The 19,012-nt window shown below is 58.0% G+C and carries 16 protein-coding genes; 6 read left to right on the top strand and 10 right to left on the bottom strand.

Annotated elements, in window-relative coordinates; all coding sequences use genetic code 11:
* Window positions 1-98: 98 nt before the first annotated feature.
* On the top strand, window positions 99-620 hold the full coding sequence (locus tag ACUTSW_RS22040) for a GNAT family N-acetyltransferase (RefSeq protein ID WP_445585352.1): 522 nt from the start codon (window positions 99-101) through the stop codon (window positions 618-620).
* Window positions 613-1,791 (top strand): P1 family peptidase, encoded by a 1,179-nt coding sequence (locus ACUTSW_RS22045; protein WP_445585353.1) that lies wholly within the window; start codon window positions 613-615, stop codon window positions 1,789-1,791. The genes ACUTSW_RS22040 and ACUTSW_RS22045 overlap by 8 nt, the downstream gene beginning before the upstream one ends.
* Window positions 1,792-1,977: 186 nt before the next feature.
* Here ACUTSW_RS22045 and iolE read toward each other — a convergent pair whose 3' ends face one another.
* From iolE to iolD, 4 genes are read right to left on the bottom strand one after another with little or no spacing between them, the layout of a single operon-like run.
* Complete coding sequence (iolE, locus tag ACUTSW_RS22050) at window positions 1,978-2,874, bottom strand: myo-inosose-2 dehydratase (protein WP_006328609.1); 897 nt, start codon at window positions 2,872-2,874, stop codon at window positions 1,978-1,980.
* A gap of 58 nt (window positions 2,875-2,932) precedes the next feature.
* A complete protein-coding gene (locus ACUTSW_RS22055) occupies window positions 2,933-3,817 on the bottom strand; it encodes a sugar phosphate isomerase/epimerase family protein (RefSeq protein WP_062868952.1) in 885 nt (294 codons plus the stop codon).
* A gap of 38 nt (window positions 3,818-3,855) precedes the next feature.
* Window positions 3,856-4,869 carry a Gfo/Idh/MocA family protein gene (locus ACUTSW_RS22060; protein ID WP_062868953.1) on the bottom strand — a complete coding sequence of 338 codons (1,014 nt, stop codon included), beginning with the start codon at window positions 4,867-4,869 and terminating at the stop codon, window positions 3,856-3,858.
* Window positions 4,870-4,917: 48 nt separating this feature from the next.
* A complete protein-coding gene (iolD, locus tag ACUTSW_RS22065; RefSeq protein ID WP_445585354.1) occupies window positions 4,918-6,858 on the bottom strand; it encodes a 3D-(3,5/4)-trihydroxycyclohexane-1,2-dione acylhydrolase (decyclizing) in 1,941 nt (646 codons plus the stop codon).
* A gap of 482 nt (window positions 6,859-7,340) precedes the next feature.
* On the opposite strand from iolD, the gene ACUTSW_RS22070 reads away from it, so the two are divergent.
* Both ACUTSW_RS22070 and ACUTSW_RS22075 read left to right on the top strand, forming a co-directional pair.
* On the top strand, window positions 7,341-9,269 hold the full coding sequence (locus ACUTSW_RS22070) for a bifunctional 5-dehydro-2-deoxygluconokinase/5-dehydro-2-deoxyphosphogluconate aldolase (protein ID WP_445585355.1): 1,929 nt from the start codon (window positions 7,341-7,343) through the stop codon (window positions 9,267-9,269).
* A 197-nt stretch (window positions 9,270-9,466) separates the two neighbouring features.
* Entirely contained in the window at window positions 9,467-10,303 is an 837-nt protein-coding gene (locus ACUTSW_RS22075) for a MurR/RpiR family transcriptional regulator (RefSeq protein WP_004951463.1), read from the top strand.
* A gap of 42 nt (window positions 10,304-10,345) precedes the next feature.
* Here ACUTSW_RS22075 and iolB read toward each other — a convergent pair whose 3' ends face one another.
* Window positions 10,346-11,167, bottom strand: coding sequence for a 5-deoxy-glucuronate isomerase (gene iolB / locus ACUTSW_RS22080; protein ID WP_006328613.1), 822 nt, complete (start codon window positions 11,165-11,167; stop codon window positions 10,346-10,348).
* 86 nt (window positions 11,168-11,253) lie between these two features.
* Window positions 11,254-12,759, bottom strand: coding sequence for a CoA-acylating methylmalonate-semialdehyde dehydrogenase (locus ACUTSW_RS22085; protein ID WP_062868960.1), 1,506 nt, complete (start codon window positions 12,757-12,759; stop codon window positions 11,254-11,256).
* Between the two features lie 560 nt (window positions 12,760-13,319).
* Between ACUTSW_RS22085 and ACUTSW_RS22090 the strand changes: the two genes are divergently transcribed.
* Window positions 13,320-14,762: a sugar porter family MFS transporter gene (locus ACUTSW_RS22090; RefSeq protein WP_445585356.1), complete on the top strand. Its 1,443-nt coding sequence runs from the start codon at window positions 13,320-13,322 to the stop codon at window positions 14,760-14,762.
* 31 nt (window positions 14,763-14,793) lie between these two features.
* Window positions 14,794-15,630, top strand: coding sequence for a TIM barrel protein (locus ACUTSW_RS22095; RefSeq protein ID WP_445585357.1), 837 nt, complete (start codon window positions 14,794-14,796; stop codon window positions 15,628-15,630).
* 263 nt (window positions 15,631-15,893) lie between these two features.
* On the opposite strand, the gene fetB is transcribed toward ACUTSW_RS22095, so the two are convergent.
* The 4 genes from fetB to ACUTSW_RS22115 form a co-directional block, all read right to left on the bottom strand.
* Window positions 15,894-16,667, bottom strand: a complete 774-nt coding sequence (gene fetB, locus ACUTSW_RS22100) for an iron efflux ABC transporter permease subunit FetB (RefSeq protein WP_445585358.1) — start codon at window positions 16,665-16,667, stop codon at window positions 15,894-15,896.
* Entirely contained in the window at window positions 16,654-17,331 is a 678-nt protein-coding gene (gene fetA, locus ACUTSW_RS22105; protein ID WP_445585359.1) for an iron efflux ABC transporter ATP-binding subunit FetA, read from the bottom strand. Before fetA ends, fetB begins: the two co-directional genes overlap by 14 nt.
* A 206-nt stretch (window positions 17,332-17,537) precedes the next feature.
* Window positions 17,538-17,819, bottom strand: coding sequence for a FaeA/PapI family transcriptional regulator (locus ACUTSW_RS22110; protein ID WP_020439943.1), 282 nt, complete (start codon window positions 17,817-17,819; stop codon window positions 17,538-17,540).
* Window positions 17,820-17,840: 21 nt separating this feature from the next.
* A complete protein-coding gene (locus tag ACUTSW_RS22115; protein WP_445585360.1) occupies window positions 17,841-19,010 on the bottom strand; it encodes an FKBP-type peptidyl-prolyl cis-trans isomerase N-terminal domain-containing protein in 1,170 nt (389 codons plus the stop codon).
* Window positions 19,011-19,012: the final 2 nt, after the last annotated feature.

Below are 19,012 nucleotides of genomic sequence, written 5' to 3' on the forward strand. Positions count from 1 at the left end.
TAAAGCGTTATTTTTCCCCATCCGAAATAATATTGACTCGTCAGGATAAACGGATAAATTCAAAGGTTATTCAATCGGTAAGCCAAAGGAGCAGCGTAATGAGTGAGATCGTAGTTCGTCATGTGGAAACGGCAGATGCACAGGCCCTGCATCAACTTTATTCTCAGCCAAAGGCTTACCGTGACACGCTACATCTTCCACTACCTTCAGTCGAACTCTGGCATAAGCGCCTCGCCAACCTCGAGCCGGGCACCCACAACCTGGTGGCCTGTATCGACGGGCAGCTCGTCGGCCAGTTGAGCGTGATGCTGAACCAGCGCGTGCGCCGCCGCCATGTGGCGACCTTCGGCATTGGCGTGGATACGCGCTACCACGGCAAAGGCGTCGGCAGCAGCCTGATGAAGGCGATGATCGACCTCTGCGACAATTGGGCAGCCATCGAACGCATCGAACTGACGGTGTTTACCGACAATCAGGCCGCCATTGCGCTCTACCGCAAGTTCGGCTTTGAAATTGAAGGTACCAGCCGCGCTTACGCCATGCGCGATGGCGAGCTGGTGGATTCTCATCATATGGCTCGCTTTCGCAGCGAGCAGCGGGTAAAAGCGCATCATGAATGATAGCGAAAGTGAATCAGGGCCGGTTAACCGGCCCTTAAACGTCAGCCGCCGCGCTTTTGTGCAGACGCTGGCCTGCGTAACGGGTGCCATCGGCATCCTTTCTCCCACCACCTTTTTAGGGGCAGCCATGCCAACCTCTCCCGCCGTGCGGACCGGCGCCCGCAACCTGATTACCGACGTGCCCGGCCTGCAGGTCGGCGTAGCCCAGAGCAGCCAGGTACGCACCGGCACCACGGTTATCCTGCCGGATAGCCCGGCGATCGCCGCCGTCGACGTGCGCGGCGGTGGCCCGGCCACCCGTGAAACCGACGCGCTGGGGGAAGATAACCTGGTGCAAACCGTCGATGCGCTGGTGCTGAGCGGCGGCTCGGTATACGGGCTGGCAGCGGCGGACGGCGTCGCGGCCTGGCTGGGGCAACAAGGCCGCGGCTATGCCCTGCGGCCGGCTCCCGGCGTGCCGGTGTCCCCCATAGTACCTACCGCCTGCCTGTATGATCTGAACAACGCGGGCGATAAAAACTGGCAGCTTGAGCCGCCTTACCGCCAACTGGGGATAGAAGCGGCCGGCAAAGCGGGCCACGACTTCCCGCTCGGCACCGTGGGCGCAGGCTATGGCGCCATGACCGGCATGGGCAAGCTGAAGGGCGGCCTCGGCTCGGCTTCCATCGTGGCGGCTAACGGCGCTACCGTCGGCGCGCTGGTAGCGGTCAACAGCCTGGGTTCGGTGGTCGCGCCCGGTAGCCGTGCCTTCTGGGCCACGCCTTATGAAATCAACGGCGAATTTGGCAACGGCGGCGCGGCCGCGCTGGCGCAGTTGCATGGCCAGGGCGAAGACTGGATGCCCACCGAGCCGACAGGCGGCAGGAAAAACACCACCCTGGCCTGCATCGCCACCGATCTGGCGCTGACCCGGGTGGAGTTGAAACGCGTGGCGATCATGGCGCAAGACGGCATGGCGCGCGCCATTCGCCCATTGCACAGCCCGTTCGACGGCGACGTGGTGTTTGCCTTGTCCACCGGCAAGCGCGAGGTTCAGGGCAGCCGCGAGCTGGCGGTGCTGCAAATTGGCGCCTTGGCAGCAGATACGCTGGCGCGGGCGATCGCCCGTGGCGTTTACGCTGCCACCCCATGGCCGGGCAGCCAGGTCACCACCTGGAAAACCCTCGCCTGATCCCGGCAAATAAAAAAGGTGCCTTGATCACTCAGGCACCTTTTTTTATACCCAAAATAATTGGAGTTGCATCCAGGCGGCAAGGGTACTTATCCCGATGAGCTTACTCAAGTAAGTGATTCGGGTAAGTACGCGCAGCCAACACAGAGGCAGCTTCAAGTATGACGGGTATCTTGCCCGGCTCGATTAAATGCCGGCGGTCTCCTTGATATAACGGCGCGCCTTCACCGCATATTCAAACGGGTTGGCCAGCGCCGGATCCTGTTCGGCCTCCACCACCATCCAGCCCTTGTAGCCCCGCTCATCCAGCAGTTTAAACACCGGACGGAAGTCGATCACGCCATCACCCGGCACGGTGAAAGTGCCCTTCTTCACGCCGTCGAGGAAGCTCAGCTTATTGGCCTTCACTTCCGCTACCACCTCGTCACGCACGTCTTTCAAATGCACATGGTTAATGCGCGGCAGATACTTTTCCAGTATCGCCATCATCGCCTGCTGGCTGCCTTCCGAGTAGTAAGCGTGGCCGGTATCAAACAGCAGATAGACGTCGTCATTCACCATGCTCATGTAGCGGTCAATCTCCGCGGTGGTCTGGATGCCGGTGCCCATGTGGTGGTGCAGGCAAACCTGCATCCCCTTGTCAGCGGCAATTTTCGCCAGCTCATTGTAGCCATCGGCCACCCGCTGCCACTCTTCGTCGCTGAAATACGGCTTCTCTTCGAACACCCCTTTGGTGGTGCCCTGAATGCTCTTGCTCTGCTCGGAGCAGCCGATCACCCTGGCGCCCATCGCATGCAGGAAATTCATATGGTTGATAAATTCATCGATGGTTTTTTCTTTCTGGCCGTCGGCAAAAAAGGTGCTGAACCAGGCGTTGCAGATCTGGATACCGCGAATATCCAGCATCGGCTTCAATACCGCCGGATCGCGCGGGTACTTGCTCCCGACTTCGCTGCCGGTGAAGCCGGCCAGCGCCATTTCACTGACGCACTGCTGGAAAGTGTTCTCTTTGCCCAGTTCGGGCATGTCGTCATTGGTCCAGCCGATCGGCGCGATGGCCAGTTTCACGTTGTCTTTGTTCATGTTCAGCCTCAATAATCGGATGCACGCCAACGGAATTAACGCCGACGCGCCAAAAAGGTTATTTGCCCAGCAGCTCTTTCTCGATGCGCTCTCTGGTCGCCACTGCCTGGCTTTTCATTTTTTCCGGGTAGCCGAACAGCGAAGTGCAGATGATCGCTTCGCCACCGACCTTAAAGTTGCGGTTGGCGAACTCCATATCGCGCAGGGTCTGGAACAGGGCGTCGAAATCCACCTCGCCTTCGCCAATACCCACGTGCTGGTGCACGGCAGCGTCGACCCCCGGTGGGTTGACGATATAGCGGCAGTGTTTGGTGTGGTTCATGGTATCGGCGATCAGCACGTGGGAAAGATCGTCTCCGGCATATTTCAGCATGCCGGCCACGTCGCCCTGGCCTTTGTCGTAATAGAAGCTGTGCGGCACGCTGTAGAGGTACTTGACGTGGTCGCTGCGCAGCGATTTCACCATGTCGGCGGTTTCGTTGCTCAGTTCGCAGAAATCCCACGGATGAGACTGGATTTCCATGCGGATACCTTCGCGCTCAATGATCGGCAGCAGCTCCTCCATTGAGCGATACCAAAGCTCCTCGCAAATTTCCGGCTCATTAGGGTTGCCGGCCAGCTCGGTGTTGATCACCTGCACGCCCATTTCCACCGCAATCTCTATCATCCGGCGCCAGTTTTTGACTGCCGCCTGGCGACGATCCTCACCCGGGCCGGACCAGCGGTACACCACAATAAACGAGGAAATCTCCACACCGGTCGCTTTCAGCGCGTTCTTGTATTCCGCCATCACCTCACGGCCGGCTTTCGGATGCTTATAGAACGGATTGATCTGCGGGTGCGGCGACTGTTCGATATACCGATAGCCCCAGTCCGCTACCTGCTGAACCATTTTGGTGATGCCCAGGTCCCTGATGACATCAACATCAAAAGCGATCTTCATGGTCATTCCTCTTAAACGTGGGTACCGCGGTCAGCCCATTAGTGGTTGTAGAATGCCGGGCGCGGCGGCAGGGTCACCGGCACAATCTCGCCGCTGAGCTGCGCGGCCACACAGGCATCGGCAGTCACAGAGGCCGCATAGCCGTCCCAGGCGGAAGGCCCGGTTAGCTTTCCGGCCAGCACGTCGTTGATAAAGCCTTGCAGCTCAACGTCATAAGCGTCGATAAAGCGGTCTTTCCAGTCGGTCAGGATCTCGGTAGAGAGTTTGGCACCGCTGCGCATCTGCACCGACGAAGGCTCCGGCAGTTTGGCGATGCCGGTTTCCCCCACCACTTCACACTGGATGTCATAGCCGTACTGGCAGTTAACGAAGATTTCGACGTCAATGCGCGTGCCCTTGGCAGTTTCAAACAGCACAATCTGCGGATCTTTCAGGTGCGGGAACGCCTTGGGGCTTTTACGCGGGAATACCACCTGCACCGAGACGTAGTCGTCATCCAGCAGCCAGCGCAGCACGTCGATCTCGTGAATCAAGGTGTCGGTAATCGCCATATCGGTGGTATAGGCCTCGCCGACGGTCGGGTTGCGGTGCGCGCAGTGCAGCATCAGCGGCTCGCCGATCTGGCCGCTGGTCAGCACCTGTTTTAACGCGCGGTAGCCGCGATCGTAAGGGCGCATAAAGCCCACCTGCACCAGGCGTTTGCCGTGCTTCGCTTCGGCTTCGACGATGTTTTTACAGCCCTGTGCGGTGACCGCCAGCGGCTTCTCGCAGAACACCGGCTTGCCGGCTGCGATGGCCGCCAGCACAAATTCTTCGTGGCTCGGGCCCCAGGAGGTGACCAGCACCGCCTGCACATCCGCCGCCTTGATCAGATCCTGGCCGTTGTCATACACCTTCGCGTCCAGCTTCAGATCGCTCACAACCTTGGCGGCGTTGTCGCGGTTGATGTCGTTGACCGCCACGATGCGGCTGCCCTGCAACACTTTACTGCAGCGGCGAATATGATCCCGACCGATTGCGCCGGTGCCAATAACCCCAATGTTCAATGTCATCTTCGTTATCCTCTTCAAATAGTTGCGGCAGACGCCAGGTCTGGATAATCAGTAATCACGGGCCTTATCGATGTTTTCCTGCAGCTTGCGGGCCACGGCGACAATTTTTTCGCTGTCGGCAACCTGGGCGCCGCCCACGCGCCACCAGCTGAGATATTTGTGCACCATGGTTTTTGGCAGCACTTTGATGTCCAGCAGGGTGGAGACTTTCTGCAGGCGCGCATCGGCCAGCGCGTCGATCAGTTGCTGTTCGGTGGTGACGCTGTAGGTTTTACAACCGTAGGCCGCCGCCAGCATGGCAAAATTGACCGGCACAAAGTTGCCGTCGAGCTTGCCGCCCTGCGGGTTACGGAAGCGGAATTCGGTGGTGTAACTGTCCATACCGTGTTCCATCTGCAGGTTGTTGATACAGCCGTTGGTCATGTTGTCGAACAGCACCACGTTGATTTTGCAGCCTTCCTGGATCGAGGTGACCAGTTCGGAATGCAGCATCATAAAGGCGCCGTCGCCGACCATCACATACACCTCGCGCTGCGGTTCGGCCAGCTTGACCCCCAACGCCGCGTTAACCTCGTAGCCCATGCACGAATAGCCGTATTCCACGTGATAACCGTGCTCGCCGTGGTTGTGCCACACGCGCTGCAAATCGCCCGGCAGGCTGCCGGCGGCGGCGACGATCACACTGTCCTGCGGCAGGTGCTGATTCAACACGCCCAGCACCCGACTTTGGGTCAGCAGCGAGTCGGTCTGTTCGATAAATTCGGCGAAGACACGTTCGCGATCGAGAGAGTCGTCAATTTCCGGCACAAAGCCTTCGTCGGTGTATTCCACCGCATAAACGCGGGCGGTTTCCTGCTGCTGCGCGCTGCGCGCCTCGGTAATGGCATCGCCCCAACCGGCGCGGTAATCGGATTGCGCCAGCAGGGCGCTCAAGGCGACCAGCGCCGCACGGGCATCGGCCAGCACCTGTACGCCGTCGAGTTTACCGGCGTCAAAACCGCTGACGTTAATATTGAGGAAATCGACATCCGAATGCTGGAACAGCCATTTTGACGACGTGGTGAAGTCGGTGTAACGGGTGCCCACGCCAATCACCAGGTCGGCCTGTTTGGCCAGCGTATTGGCCGCCAGACAACCGGTTTCGCCGATACCGCCCAGGTTAAACGGATGGCTGGAAGGCACGGTGCCTTTACCGGCCTGAGTTTCCACAAACGGAATGTGGAAGCGTTCTGCAAACTCGCGCAGCGCCTGCCCGGCCTGCGAATATTTCACCCCGCCGCCGCACACCAGCAGCGGTTTGCGTTTGGCGGTCAACAGCGCCAGCGCATCCGCCAGCATGCCTTCGGTCGCCGGGCGGCGATCGAGCCGATGTACGCGCTTTTGGAAAAAGTAGTCCGGGTAGTCATAGGCTTCGCCCTGCACATCCTGCGGCAGGCACAGCGTGACCGCGCCGGTTTCCGCCGGATCGGTCAGCACGCGCATCGCATTGATGCAGGCGCTCATCAGCTGTTCCGGCCGCACGATGCGATCCCAGTATTTGCTGACCGCGCGGAAAGCGTCATTGGTGCTGATGCTGAGATCGTAGGACTGTTCGATCTGCTGCAACACCGGGTCCGGCTGGCGCGACGCATAGACGTCGCCCGGCAGCAGCAATAAAGGAATGCGGTTGGCGGTGGCGGTCGCGGCGGCGGTGATCATATTGGCGGCACCGGGGCCGACGGAAGAGGTGCAGGCGTAGATCTGCTGACGCAGCTTCTGCTTGGCGAAGCCGGTCGCCGCATGGGCCATGCCCTGCTCATTGCGCCCCTGGTGCACCACCAGTTCGCCGCTGTCTTGTTCCAGCGCCTGCCCCAGGCCGAGGACATTGCCGTGACCGAAAATCGCAAAGATACCCTTTACGAATTTGGTTTCCACGCCGTCGACCAGCAGATACTGGTTGTCGAGGAACCTGACGAGCGCCTGTGCCATGGTTAATCTGATCTTGCCCATTTCTCCACCCTCTACATTATGCCTATGGCTTTCCAGCGGTGCCGCTCACTAAACCGACAACGTGAAACGTGAAGCGATTATAAACAAATATATTTTCCATAAAATCACATTACAGAAGAAACATTTCATTTTGCGATAAAGATCGCATAATGATGAAAACCTCATTTCATCCATGCCTTTAGAATTCACCGACTTAGCCGCCCTTTCCCGCCGGCGCGGCCCCATCCCAACCGCGCCAAACCCGCCTGTGCACCCGATGCCATCGGCCTGTGACGCGCAAGCATCACCCCCCGTTGCAGCACGTTTTCCTCTCAGGCAGGGCGCGGTTTTTGCCCCCTGCATCCCCGCTTTCATCGCGCTTTTAAATGCATCACATTTTTGGGGTGTAAATTTCATTCAATCTTGAAATTGAAATTTTTATTCCTCATACTCCAAAATATGCTTCGCAGTCGGGGTTTGGCTTAATACAGAAGGAAACGGGTATGGCTACACAAGAAAAACAACTTGATGTCATTTGTCTCGGGCGTATCGCCGTCGATTTCTATGCACAACAGATCGGCGCACGCCTGGAAGATGCCAGCACATTCTCCAAGTATCTCGGCGGCTCTTCCGGCAACGTAGCCTACGGCACCGCCATTCAGGGGTTGAAGTCCGGCATGCTGGCCCGCGTCGGCGATGAGCATATGGGCCGCTTCCTGCGCGAAGAGCTGCAACGCGTCGGCGCCGACACCCGGAGCCTGATCGTCGACCCAGAGCGCCTGACCGGCCTGGTGATCCTCGGCATCAAGGATCAGGAAACCTTCCCGCTGATTTTCTACCGTGAAAATTGCGCCGACATGGCGCTGACGCCGGACGATATCGACGAATCCTATATTGCGTCGTCACGCGCGCTGGCCATTACCGGCACCCATTTGTCGCACCCTAACACCCGAGCTGCAGTGCTGAAGGCGCTGGAGTACGCCCGCCGCCACGGCCTGCGCACCGCGCTGGATATCGACTACCGCCCGGTATTGTGGGGCCTGACCTCGTTGGGCGACGGTGAAACCCGCTTTGTCGAATCCGAGAAGGTGACCCGCGAACTGCAGGAAGTGCTGCACCACTTTGATTTAATCGTCGGTACCGAAGAAGAGTTTCACATTGCCGGCGGCAGCACCGACACGCTGACCGCGCTGAGCAATGTACGCAAAGCCACCCCGGCCACGCTGGTCTGCAAACGCGGTGCGCAGGGCTGCTCGGTCTTCGAAGGCGAGATCGCCGCCGACTGGCAGCAGGTAAAACTGCATTCCGGCGTACGGGTCGAGGTACTGAACGTGCTGGGCGCCGGCGATGCCTTTATGTCCGGCCTGCTGCGCGGTTACCTGAACGATGAAGGCTGGGATCAGGCCTGCCGCTATGCCAACGCCTGCGGTGCGCTGGTGGTTTCGCGCCACGGTTGCGCGCCGGCGATGCCCACCAAACTGGAGCTGGATGACTATTTGCAACGCGAACGGGAAGTGAAACGCCCGGACCGCGACCCGCGGCTCAATCACCTGCACCGGGTGACAACCCGCAAAAAACAGTGGCCGGAACTGTGCGTATTCGCCTTCGATCACCGCAAGCAGCTGGCGGATATGGCGCGCGAAGCCAACGTCAGTGAAGAACGTATCCCCCGATTGAAAACCCTGCTGCTGGCGGCGGCGCAACGGGCCGCAGAAGATGCCGGGCTGCAGGGCAACAGCGGCATTCTGGCCGACACCACTTACGGCCAGGCGGCGCTGAACGAAATCACCGGCCAGGGCTGGTGGATTGGCCGGCCGGTCGAGCTGCCCAGCTCGCGCCCGCTGCGGCTGGAGCACGGCAATATCGGCTCGCAACTGATCGACTGGCCACAGGAACACGTAGTGAAATGCCTGGTGTTTTACCATCCGCATGACGCCGCCGAATTGCGCCGCGAACAGGATGAACTGATCGGCGACGTCTATCGCGGCTGCTGTAAATCGGGCCACGAGCTGCTGCTCGAGGTGATTTTGCCGGAAAGCAACGCCGACAAAGACGAGCGCTACTATCTGGACATGCTGCAACATTTCTACCGGTTGGGCGTGAAGCCAGACTGGTGGAAACTGCCGCCGCTGAGTGCCGAGAACTGGCGGCAGGTCGGCGCGTTGATCGAGGCTAACGATCCCTTCTGCCGTGGCGTATTGATCCTGGGGCTGGATTCCCCGGAGGAAACGCTGAAGGCCGGCTTCGCCGCCGCTGCCGATGCGCCTTGGGTGAAAGGCTTTGCCGTTGGCCGCACCATTTTCGGCCAACCCTCACGCCGCTGGTTGCAGGGCGAACTGGATGACGCCGGCTTAATCGAACAGGTGAAACAAAAATACCTGACGCTGATCGGTTTCTGGCGCCAATATCGCCCCGGCCACGACGCAAATTAATCGACAAAGGCTCCCCTTACAGCGATTTTCGCCGCTTTAAGGGGATTTTTTTGCCGGTTTTCTGTGAAGTAACGCAACTTGCAATCGAATAAATCGCTTTTAGATGAAATGAAATTTCCGCTCCATCTGTTAGAATGGGCTGTCAACAACTCAGGCGTCAGGCCGATACGCCTTAGCCCCCACTGCGAGCCGAATGGATGAACAACCCAACTCAACTTTCGCTGTTACAGGACGAGATTCGCCACCGTTATGAAACGCTAAGCAAGCGCTTGAAACAGGTGGCGCGTTACATTTTGGATAACAGTAACAGCATTGCTTTCGATACCGTTGCCTCCATTGCAGCCCAGGCCAGCGTCCCGCCTTCCACGCTGATCCGCTTCGCCAACGCGTTTGGCTTTAGCGGTTTCAACGAAATGAAACAGGTTTTTCGCCAGCACCTGATGGAAGAAACGGTCAACTACACCGAACGCGCCCGCCTGTTTCGCCAGACCTCGACCGACGGCAACGTCGCACCGGAAAAACCGGCGGAAATTCTCAACGTGTTCACCATGGTCAACGCTCAGGCGCTGCAACAGCTGGCGATGCAAACCAGCTCAGAGCAGCTGGACCGTGCCGTTGAACTGTTGAACAACGCCGAGAACATCTACGTGATTGGCCTGCGCCGTTCTTTCAGCGTCGCCTCCTACCTTACCTATGCGTTGCGCCACCTTGAACGTCGGGCGTTCCTGATCGACGGGTTGGGCGGCATGTTCACCGAGCAATTGAGCATGGTGAAACCCAAAGACGTGGTGATTGCCATCAGCTACTCGCCGTATGCGCAAGAAGCGCTGGAGCTGGTGGAACTGGGTGCCAAACGCGGCGCGCAACAGATCGCCATCACCGACAGCCAGGTCAGCCCGCTGGCCGCCTTCAGCGACGTGTGCTTTGTGGTGCGCGAAGCGCAGGTGGACGGTTTCCGCTCGCAGGTCGCCTCAATGTGTCTGGCGCAAACCCTGGCGGTATCCTTGGCGCTGAATAATGCTAAAGACGAGTAACGCTGAATAATAACAGGCCCGGCATGCCGGGCCTGTTAAAGCTTATTTCGCCGCCGGGTAACCGTCGCTGTTAATCCAGGCGTGGTCTTTTTCCCAGGTGAATTTCCACAGCCGCACCGGCCCGGCCATCACGTTGAGATAGTAGCTGTCGTAACCGGCCAGCGTCGCCACCGGGTGGTAACCGCGCGGCACCTTGACCACGTCACGGTTATACACCGGCATGCACTCATCGAGTTCGCGATCGTCGGTATAGACTCGCTGCAGGCAAAAGCCCTGTTCAGGCTGAATGCGGTGATAGTAGGTTTCTTCCAGATAGGTTTCATCCGGTGAATCCTCCTGGTCGTGCTTGTGGCTGGGGTATGAACTGGTATTGCCTTCATCGGTGTACACTTCCACCACCAGCAGGCTGTCGGCGGGTTCGCTGTCCGGCAGAATGTTGTGCACCAAACGCTGATTGCGCCCCTTGCCGCGCCGCTCGACGCCCACATCCGCCGGCGTAATCAGGCGCGACGGCAGATGCCCTTTGCCCGGTGCGCTGCACACCGCCAGCTCCAAATCGCTTTCCGCCCGCACGTTAATCTTGTCGTGATGCGGCACGTAGACCGCATAAGGCGGCGTGCGCTCAAACGGGCTCATGCGTTTGCCGATATGCGGATATTCCGCCCGCAGGGTGGCGACGGAGGCAATGCCGGCGACCAGCACCAGGCACAGCTCTTTATCGCCGCTTTCCAATTGCAGCGTCTGGCCGGCCGCGAGGCGATAGACATCGAACCCGACAAAGCGCCAGTCGGCATTCTCTGGGGTGACGTGCTGGATGCGCCCCTCGGCGTTCGGCTGCTGACATTTGGCGAGCAATGAAGACATGATTATTCTCCTGTTAACCTATAGCGTTACAAATGCAGCGGCCGTCACTCCAATAAAGTAACGGCCCTGGTCTGTCGGTACGGGGATTAGCCCAGCGTCGGCATACTGTATTCCGACACCGTCTGCTGCCCGGTCGGCCAGCGCGCTGTGGCGGTTTTCATGCGGGTGTAGAATCGCACGCCGTCGGTGCCGTGCACGTTCAGGGCGCCGAACACCGAGCGCTTCCAACCGCCGAAGCTGTGAAACGCCATCGGAACCGGCACCGGCACGTTAACCCCCACCATGCCGGCCTGCACTTCCTGCACGAACTGGCGTGCATAGTGGCCGTTACTGGTGAAGATAGCGCTGCCATTGCCAAACTCATGGCTGTTCACCGTGTCGATGGCAGTCCGGTAATCCGGTACGCGGACAATGCCCAACACCGGTCCGAAGATCTCTTCACGATAGATGCGCATGTCGGAGGTCACATGGTCAAACAGGGTGCCGCCAACGTAATAGCCATCCGGGTAGCCCGCTACCTGATAGTTGCGGCCGTCGGCCACCAGCGTTGCGCCCTCTTCCACACCCAGATCGATATAACCCAACACTTTCTTCTGGTGCGCCGAAGACACCAGCGGCCCCATTTCGTTTTCTTCGCCGCCCTGCTGAATCCCAGGGCCAACACGCAGCTGGGCAATCAGCGGTTTCAGCTTGGCGATCAGCTTGTCGGCCGTGTCGTCACCCACCACCACCGCCACCGGCAGTGCCATGCAACGCTCGCCGGCAGAACCGAACGCGCCGCCCATCAGGGCATTTACGGTCGCGTCCAGATCGGCGTCCGGCATGATGATGGCCTGATTTTTCGCTGCGCCAAAGGCTTGTACCCGCTTGCCGTGGGCGCTGGCGGTCGTGTAGATGTGTTCCGCTACCGCCGACGAGCCGACAAAACTCACCGCCTGAATGTGCGGATCGGTGCACAGCTGGGCGGCGTTTTCATTAGAACAATGAACCACGTTGAATACGCCGTCCGGCAGGCCGGCTTCTTTCAGCAGCTCCGCCAGCCGCACCGAGGCCGAAGGCACCAGCGCCGGCGGCTTGAGGACGAAGGTATTGCCGCAGGCGAGCGCGATAGGGAACATCCACATCGGCACCATCGCCGGGAAGTTGAACGGGGTGATGCCCGCTACCACGCCCAGCGGTTGCATCAGCGAGAAGCTGTCGACACCGCTGCCGACGTCCGGCGAATATTCGCCTTTGATCAAATGCGGAATGCCGCAGGCAAACTCGACCACTTCCAGGCCGCGGGTCAGTTCGCCCAGCGCATCGGAATAGACTTTGCCGTGTTCACTGACGATAAGCTGCGCCAGTTCTTCGCGATGCTGTTCCAGCAGCGCCTTAAAATTGAACATGATGCGCGCACGGCGCAGCGGCGTGGTGCGCGACCAATCGGTAAACGCCTGATGGGCGACATCGATGGCCTGTTTCACCTCGGCGGCGGTGCTCTGCGTGACGCGACGTTCAACCTGCCCGGTAGCCGGGTTATGCACGTCGACGGTTTGATTGCTGCTGCTCAGGCACACCTGCCCGCCAATAAAGTTACCCACGGTTTTCATGTCTCACCCTCTTTTAAGTCCGCTGTCGCCTGGCCGCATGCGGGGCTGCCGCACGCCGTGGCGTTTGAATCACACTGCCAGCTCATGCCCGCAAGCAGGCTAAATCCTGACCGGATAAAGCAAACTCTATTTCATTGAAAAAAAAGTTTCAAATAAATTATTTTAGAAATTTTGTTTTTAGTGCGGAAGGTCGCAATTTTACCCTGTCGTCATACAGGGTCATTGCATCGCGGTAAAAAAACGCGCCACCGGCTTGCCCGGCGGTGGGCGGCAATGCCCCCTGACTTTTATACAGAAAAATAGCGGCAACCGGTCAACGCAACGGCGTCGGGCGCACGTAAATCTTTCGGTAACGTCGGCTGTCCGTTTGCGGTTTTTTTTGAACTGGATCTAAAAATCAATATTTCATTATTCACTAATTATGAAATAAATGTTCTTGTTTAAGGAAGAACTGCACAAATATCACCGCCTTGATGACAGGCACGGTTCACTCTTCTGCCCCCCTCTCTACCTACAACGCAACATGCGGGCAGAAGCCAGGATAAAAATCGGAGCAATAAATGTCATATCAGCGTAAGCGCAATACCGGCTACATCATGAAAATTTGCGGGGTCGCCGCTCTGGGCGGCCTGCTGTTCGGCTACGATACCGCCGTGATCTCCGGCGCGATCGAATCCCTGAAAACCTATTTCAACCTCAGCCCGGCCGAAACCGGCTGGGCGGTATCCAACGTGGTGATCGGCTGCGTGGTTGGCGCCTTTGCCGCCGGGCCGCTGGCGGGGCGTTATGGCCGCAAGAAGGCCCTGATGCTGGCGGCGTTGTTGTTCACCGTCTCGGCCATAGGTTCCTCATTGGCACCGACCTTCACCTGGTTTGTCATTTACCGCATTATCGGCGGGTTGGCAGTGGGCATCGCCGCCACCGTCTCACCGATGTACATGTCTGAAGTGTCACCGAAAGACATGCGCGGCCGCGCACTCAGCATGCAGCAGTTCGCCATCGTGTTCGGCCAGATCGTGATCTTTTACGTTAACTTCAAGATTGCCAGCATCGCCAGCGAAGCCTGGTTGGTGGAGATGGGCTGGCGCTGGATGTTCGCCTCCGGCGTGCTTCCCTGCATCCTGTTTTGCATTCTGGTGTTCATCATTCCGGAATCCCCTCGCTGGAGCGTGATGGTCGGCCGTGACGATCAGGCGCTGGCGATGCTGACCCGCGTCTCTAACGCCGAGCATGCCAAAAACGTCCTGCGGGAAATCAAGGACTCGATACGGCAGGATCAACAATCCAGCAAGCAAAAATTCAGCTACGCCGATAAACGCGTGCGTTTCATTCTGTTTGTCGGCTGCATGATCGCCATGCTGCAACAGGTCACCGGCGTTAACGTCATGATGTATTACGCGCCGGTGGTGTTGAAAACCGTCACCGAGAATGCGCAGGAAGCGCTGTTCCAAACCATCTGGATTGGCGTGATGCAGTTGGTCGGCTCGGTGATTGGCGCCATGCTGATGGATCGCATGGGCCGTATCCCGTTGATGCGCTGGGGCACGCTGGGGGTCATCGCCGGGTTGCTGATCACCTCTTATGCGTTGTATACCGAGGCTACCGGCTATTTCGCGCTGTTCGGCATGCTGTTCTTCATGGTGTTTTACGCGTTGTCCTGGGGCGTCGGCGCCTGGGTGCTGGTGTCGGAGATTTTCCCCAACCGCATGCGTTCGCAGGGCATGAGCATCGCCGTCGGCTGCATGTGGCTGGCCAACTTTGTGGTTTCGCAAACCTTCCCGATGATCAACGACAATCCGTATCTGTTCACCCAGTTCCACGGCGCCTTCCCGATGTGGATTTTTGCGGCGTGCTGCCTGTTCAGCTACTGGTTTGTCAGCCGTTATATCCCGGAAACCCGGGGCGTTTCCCTCGAGAAAATGGAAGACGTGGTGATGGCGAAACGCTATCGCCTGCCCTTGTCCGAAACACAACCGGTGCCGTTGCACGACGGCAAGCCCTAAGCTTTCTCAACCCCTTCAGGAGTCATGCATCATGACCATTGCGCCAGAGCGTTTTTGCATCAACCGCAAGATCGCGCCGAATCTCGATTTGGAATCCTTTTTCCGCCTGGTGAAAAAGTGCGGGCTCAGCAAAGTTGAGCTGCGCAACGATATGCCGAGCGGCAAGGTGACCGACAGCCTGAGCAATGAGCAACTCACTGCGCTGGCGGCAAAATACGGCATCGAGATCATCACTATCAACGCCCTTGGCAGGTTTAACCTGCCGGACGACGAGCGCGCGCTGCTGAAAAACGCCGAGGCGCTGCTGTCGCAAGCCCAGGCCATCCATAGCAAGGCGCTGGTACTGTGCCCGCATTGCAGCGCGGACGATCGCCGCAGCGAAGAGCAGAAAAAGACGGATACGTTGGCAGCCCTGAAACTGCTGGCCCCGCTGTTTAAACAATACGGCGTGCAGGGCTATGTTGAGCCGCTGGGCTTTGGCATCAGTTCACTGCGCTCGTCACTGCTGACGCAGTCGCTGATCGGGGATTCAGGCGCGCCCTACAAAATCGTGCTGGATACCTTCCACCATTATTTAAGCGAGGTGGCGCAACCCGAGTTTGATGCGCAGATTGACATCGGCGGCATTGGCCTGGTGCACCTTTCCGGGGTGGAAGACCCGCGAAGCAAAAGCGCGTTAAGCGACGAAGAACGCATCATGCTGAGTGGCAAAGATCGGCTGGAGAGCAAAAAGCAGGTGCAGAATCTGGAACGCCTCGGTTATACCGGCATTTACGCCTTCGAGCCGTTCTCTTCGCAACTGGATAACTGGTCAGAGGCGGATATAGAACGTGAAATCCGCCAGAGCATCGCCCTGCTGCAAGAGTAACAGAGCGCATAACGGCCTCCCCGGAGGCCGTCAGACTGCTGACAAAGCCCGTTATTAGGGAGAGCGTGCCGAAGGGGTCGTAGCGGCTTGCCCGCCGACCCATTTGCCGGGAGCAAATTGGAACGACTTCATGTCGGCCCGCAGGGTGGGACACACGGATGTGTCCCATAATGGCCCCTCGGTGCGCTAGGCCCGGGTATCTCGGGTTCAAAGACAACTTTGTCATCAAACTAACGGCCTCTTCGGAGGCCGTTTTTTTAGCGCTACTTCAGCTTACTGACCACCAATTGATGGCGGGCGTTATAGAACTTACGGTAGGCCAGATAGCAGGCAATAATGGTCGACAGGGCGGCGGTGGAAAGCAGCATAAAGGTGACCATGATCTGGTACTTGATCGCCTTGACCGGATCAATGCCCGCGAAGATCAAACCGGACATCATGCCCGGCAGGCTGACCAACCCGACGGTTTTGGCGGAATCGACCGTCGGAATCAACGACGCGCGAATGCTGTCGCGGATCAACGCCGTCGAGGCAAACTTCGGCGACGCGCCCAAACTGAGCATCTCCTGAATCTTCTGCTGATCGCCTTTGAAACGCTGCCCCAGATTGTTGTAACACAGCCCAACCGCCACCATGGCATTGCCGGCGATCATGCCGGAAATCGGGATCACCTGCATCGGCGTAAACTCTATCGAACCGGTCAGCACCAACACCACCAGCGTCAGTACCGCGCCCGTGGTAATGGCGATAAATGAGGTAATAAACGCATGCTCAATATATTTACTGCGCTTTTGCGCGTTATAAGCGGCGTTAAAACAAATAAACAGCACCATCAACACCGTCAGAATGGCGTTGTTCACGTCAAAAATGTATTTCAACACGTAGCCGACAATAATCAGCTGCACTACCGCGCGGCAAATACTCCAGATAATGTCTTTTTCCAGCGCCAGCTTTTCTTTATGGCTGATCAAAATAGCGATAACCACCAGTATCATCGACAACCCTAAAGATTCATTGGTGATATTATGCTGGTTCATCGGTTTTCTCCTGTGCCCGTGCACCGTGGGCGCTCAGGGTAATCACATCGTCCGCATGTTTGATTTCATCTTTATCGTGCGTGACCCACAACGCCGCTACGCCATGTTGCGATACCAGCTGATGAATAATCTCGTTGACGTTACGCTTATTTTCTTCATCCAGCGCACTGGTGATTTCGTCCAACAGCAGCACCTTGGGCATAAACTGCAGGTTGCGGATCAAGGAAATACGCTGCTTCTCCCCGCCCGATAATTCGTTAACGCTTTTTTTCAACTTATTTTCCGCCAGCCCGAAACGCGTCAGATCGGCTTTCATTTTTTGCTCGTCCGGTTTTTGCTTACGGATCAGGTAAGGCAGCGCAATATTGTCATAGACCGTATCGCCAAACAGCGCCGGAGTCTGGAAGCAGTAAGAGACCTGTTGACGGTATGCTTCCGGCGACATATCGGTGATGGGCTTACCGTCGAAGATAATTTTTCCGCGGGTCGGATCGATCAGCGAAGACACAATTTTAAGCAAGGTGCTTTTTCCGCAGCCGGACGGCCCGGTAATCAGTTTGAATTCGCCCTGTTTTAGACCGAAAGAGACGGAATCCAAAATAACCTGATCGTCTATTTGATAATGAATATCATCCAATAAAAGTATTTCTTTGCTTTCCTTCATAATATATCCGCATCGCCATAAAACGCGTTTCAATCAGCCGGCAAGTATACCCTATGGATTTCAAGTTGCAGCAGGCGGCCAGCTCGCTCATCCCCAATCAGGGCAATGCGCCCGGCGACAAACAACAGGGCTGAGGGAGTTGTAATCCCTCAGCCTTATCATGATGCGCTGTGAAAGAAAGTCCAACATTTCAGACAGAAAGGGCATTACGCTTTTTGGGACGACGTACAAATATACCAGCGTAACGAATTATTGATGCTGCGGTGGGTACAACGAACTTTTCCCTCTTTTTCCAACGCCAATAACAGCGTGCGTGTGGTGTAAATATTCTCGCCGCATTGGTCTGCCAGCTCCCTTGTTTTAGGCCACTGTTCCGGCGGTGGCGGGTGGTGCCTCTCTGTTCCCGCCGCACGTTCCATACACAGTTTTCGTAACACGTTTAGCATATGCGATTTCCTGATTTCATAGGTTATCGGCGCCTTCGCCATCACGTCCTCCTGGGGTTACTTTTACCTGTCCTTATCCGGCGGCAGCACGTCGGCCACGCGCAGGGTGTAAATCATGGTGGCCCCTGGCGGAATGGCGGGTGGGCTGCCCTTCTCGCCATACGCCAGCTCCGGTGGCACCACCAGAGTAATGGACCCGTGCTTGTCGAGTTTGCCGATAGCTGCGCGAAACAGCGGCGGATATTGCGCCAGCGGTAACGTGATAGTCGTGCCGGCCGGCTCCATATCCTTAATCACCGTGCCGTCGGGCAAGCTTTCACGCACCACGATGCTGACGTTGTCGCCCGCACCTATCCGCCCACTGCCGGCGTAATCCACGCGGTAATAGAACCCGAGCGCGTCCTTATGAACCCCCGGCCGTGTGGCAAAATCGGCAAGATAGGCTTTACCGTCCTGCTGCAAGGTCTGCTGCCGTTGCCGATGAGCCTGTTGCAAAGCGCGGTCTGCGGCTTGCAACGCGCCGTCGATGGCGGCGTTGTCCAACCGTGGTCGGCCGTTCAGCGTATCGGCGATGCCCGCCAGCAAACGCGGCCGATCGGCTTCAATACCCAGTTGTTGGTTTTGTTCCTGCAGGTGCAGGATGTCGCGCCCCAGCGAAACTCCGGCGGCATAAGCCTGTTTATCCGCATCGCTGACCAGCGCCGGCGGCTGTTGCAACTGCGCCAACTGTCGGCCGAGCTGCTGTAGCCGTTGTTTTTGTTCTCCGGCTATCCGTTGTTGCCGCGCCAACGATGCCGCCATGGCGAGCAGATCCGGCGGCGGCGCGATGGCCCGTCGGATCCCCTTCAGCGCTGCCGCCAGCGGCCGGATATCGACAACCTCAGGCACACTGACCGCCGGCTCGGCGGCTTGAATCGCCAACTGCCGCTCCAGCCGACGGACAGTCTCGGCCTGCTGCTGAATCACCTCAGCCTGTTGACGCAGGGTCTGATTCAGCGCCGTCAGCCGGGCGCTATCCCCTCGCGGCGCAGTGCTGGGCTTGGGTTTGACGGTAACCGGCGAGGAAACCGACGGCGCCTTTTCTGCCACTGAAGGGGCCGCCACCTGCTGCTGCTCGGCAAATTTCAGCAACGCGGGAATGCCGTCATCGGCCGGCGTTTTGCCCGCCGCCAACACGCTGCCTGCCACCAGCAACAACAGCAAAGCTGCGGCTCCTTCCGCGCACTTTTTCATGG

It is taken from the genome of Serratia sp. TSA_198.1 (genome assembly GCF_052686505.1).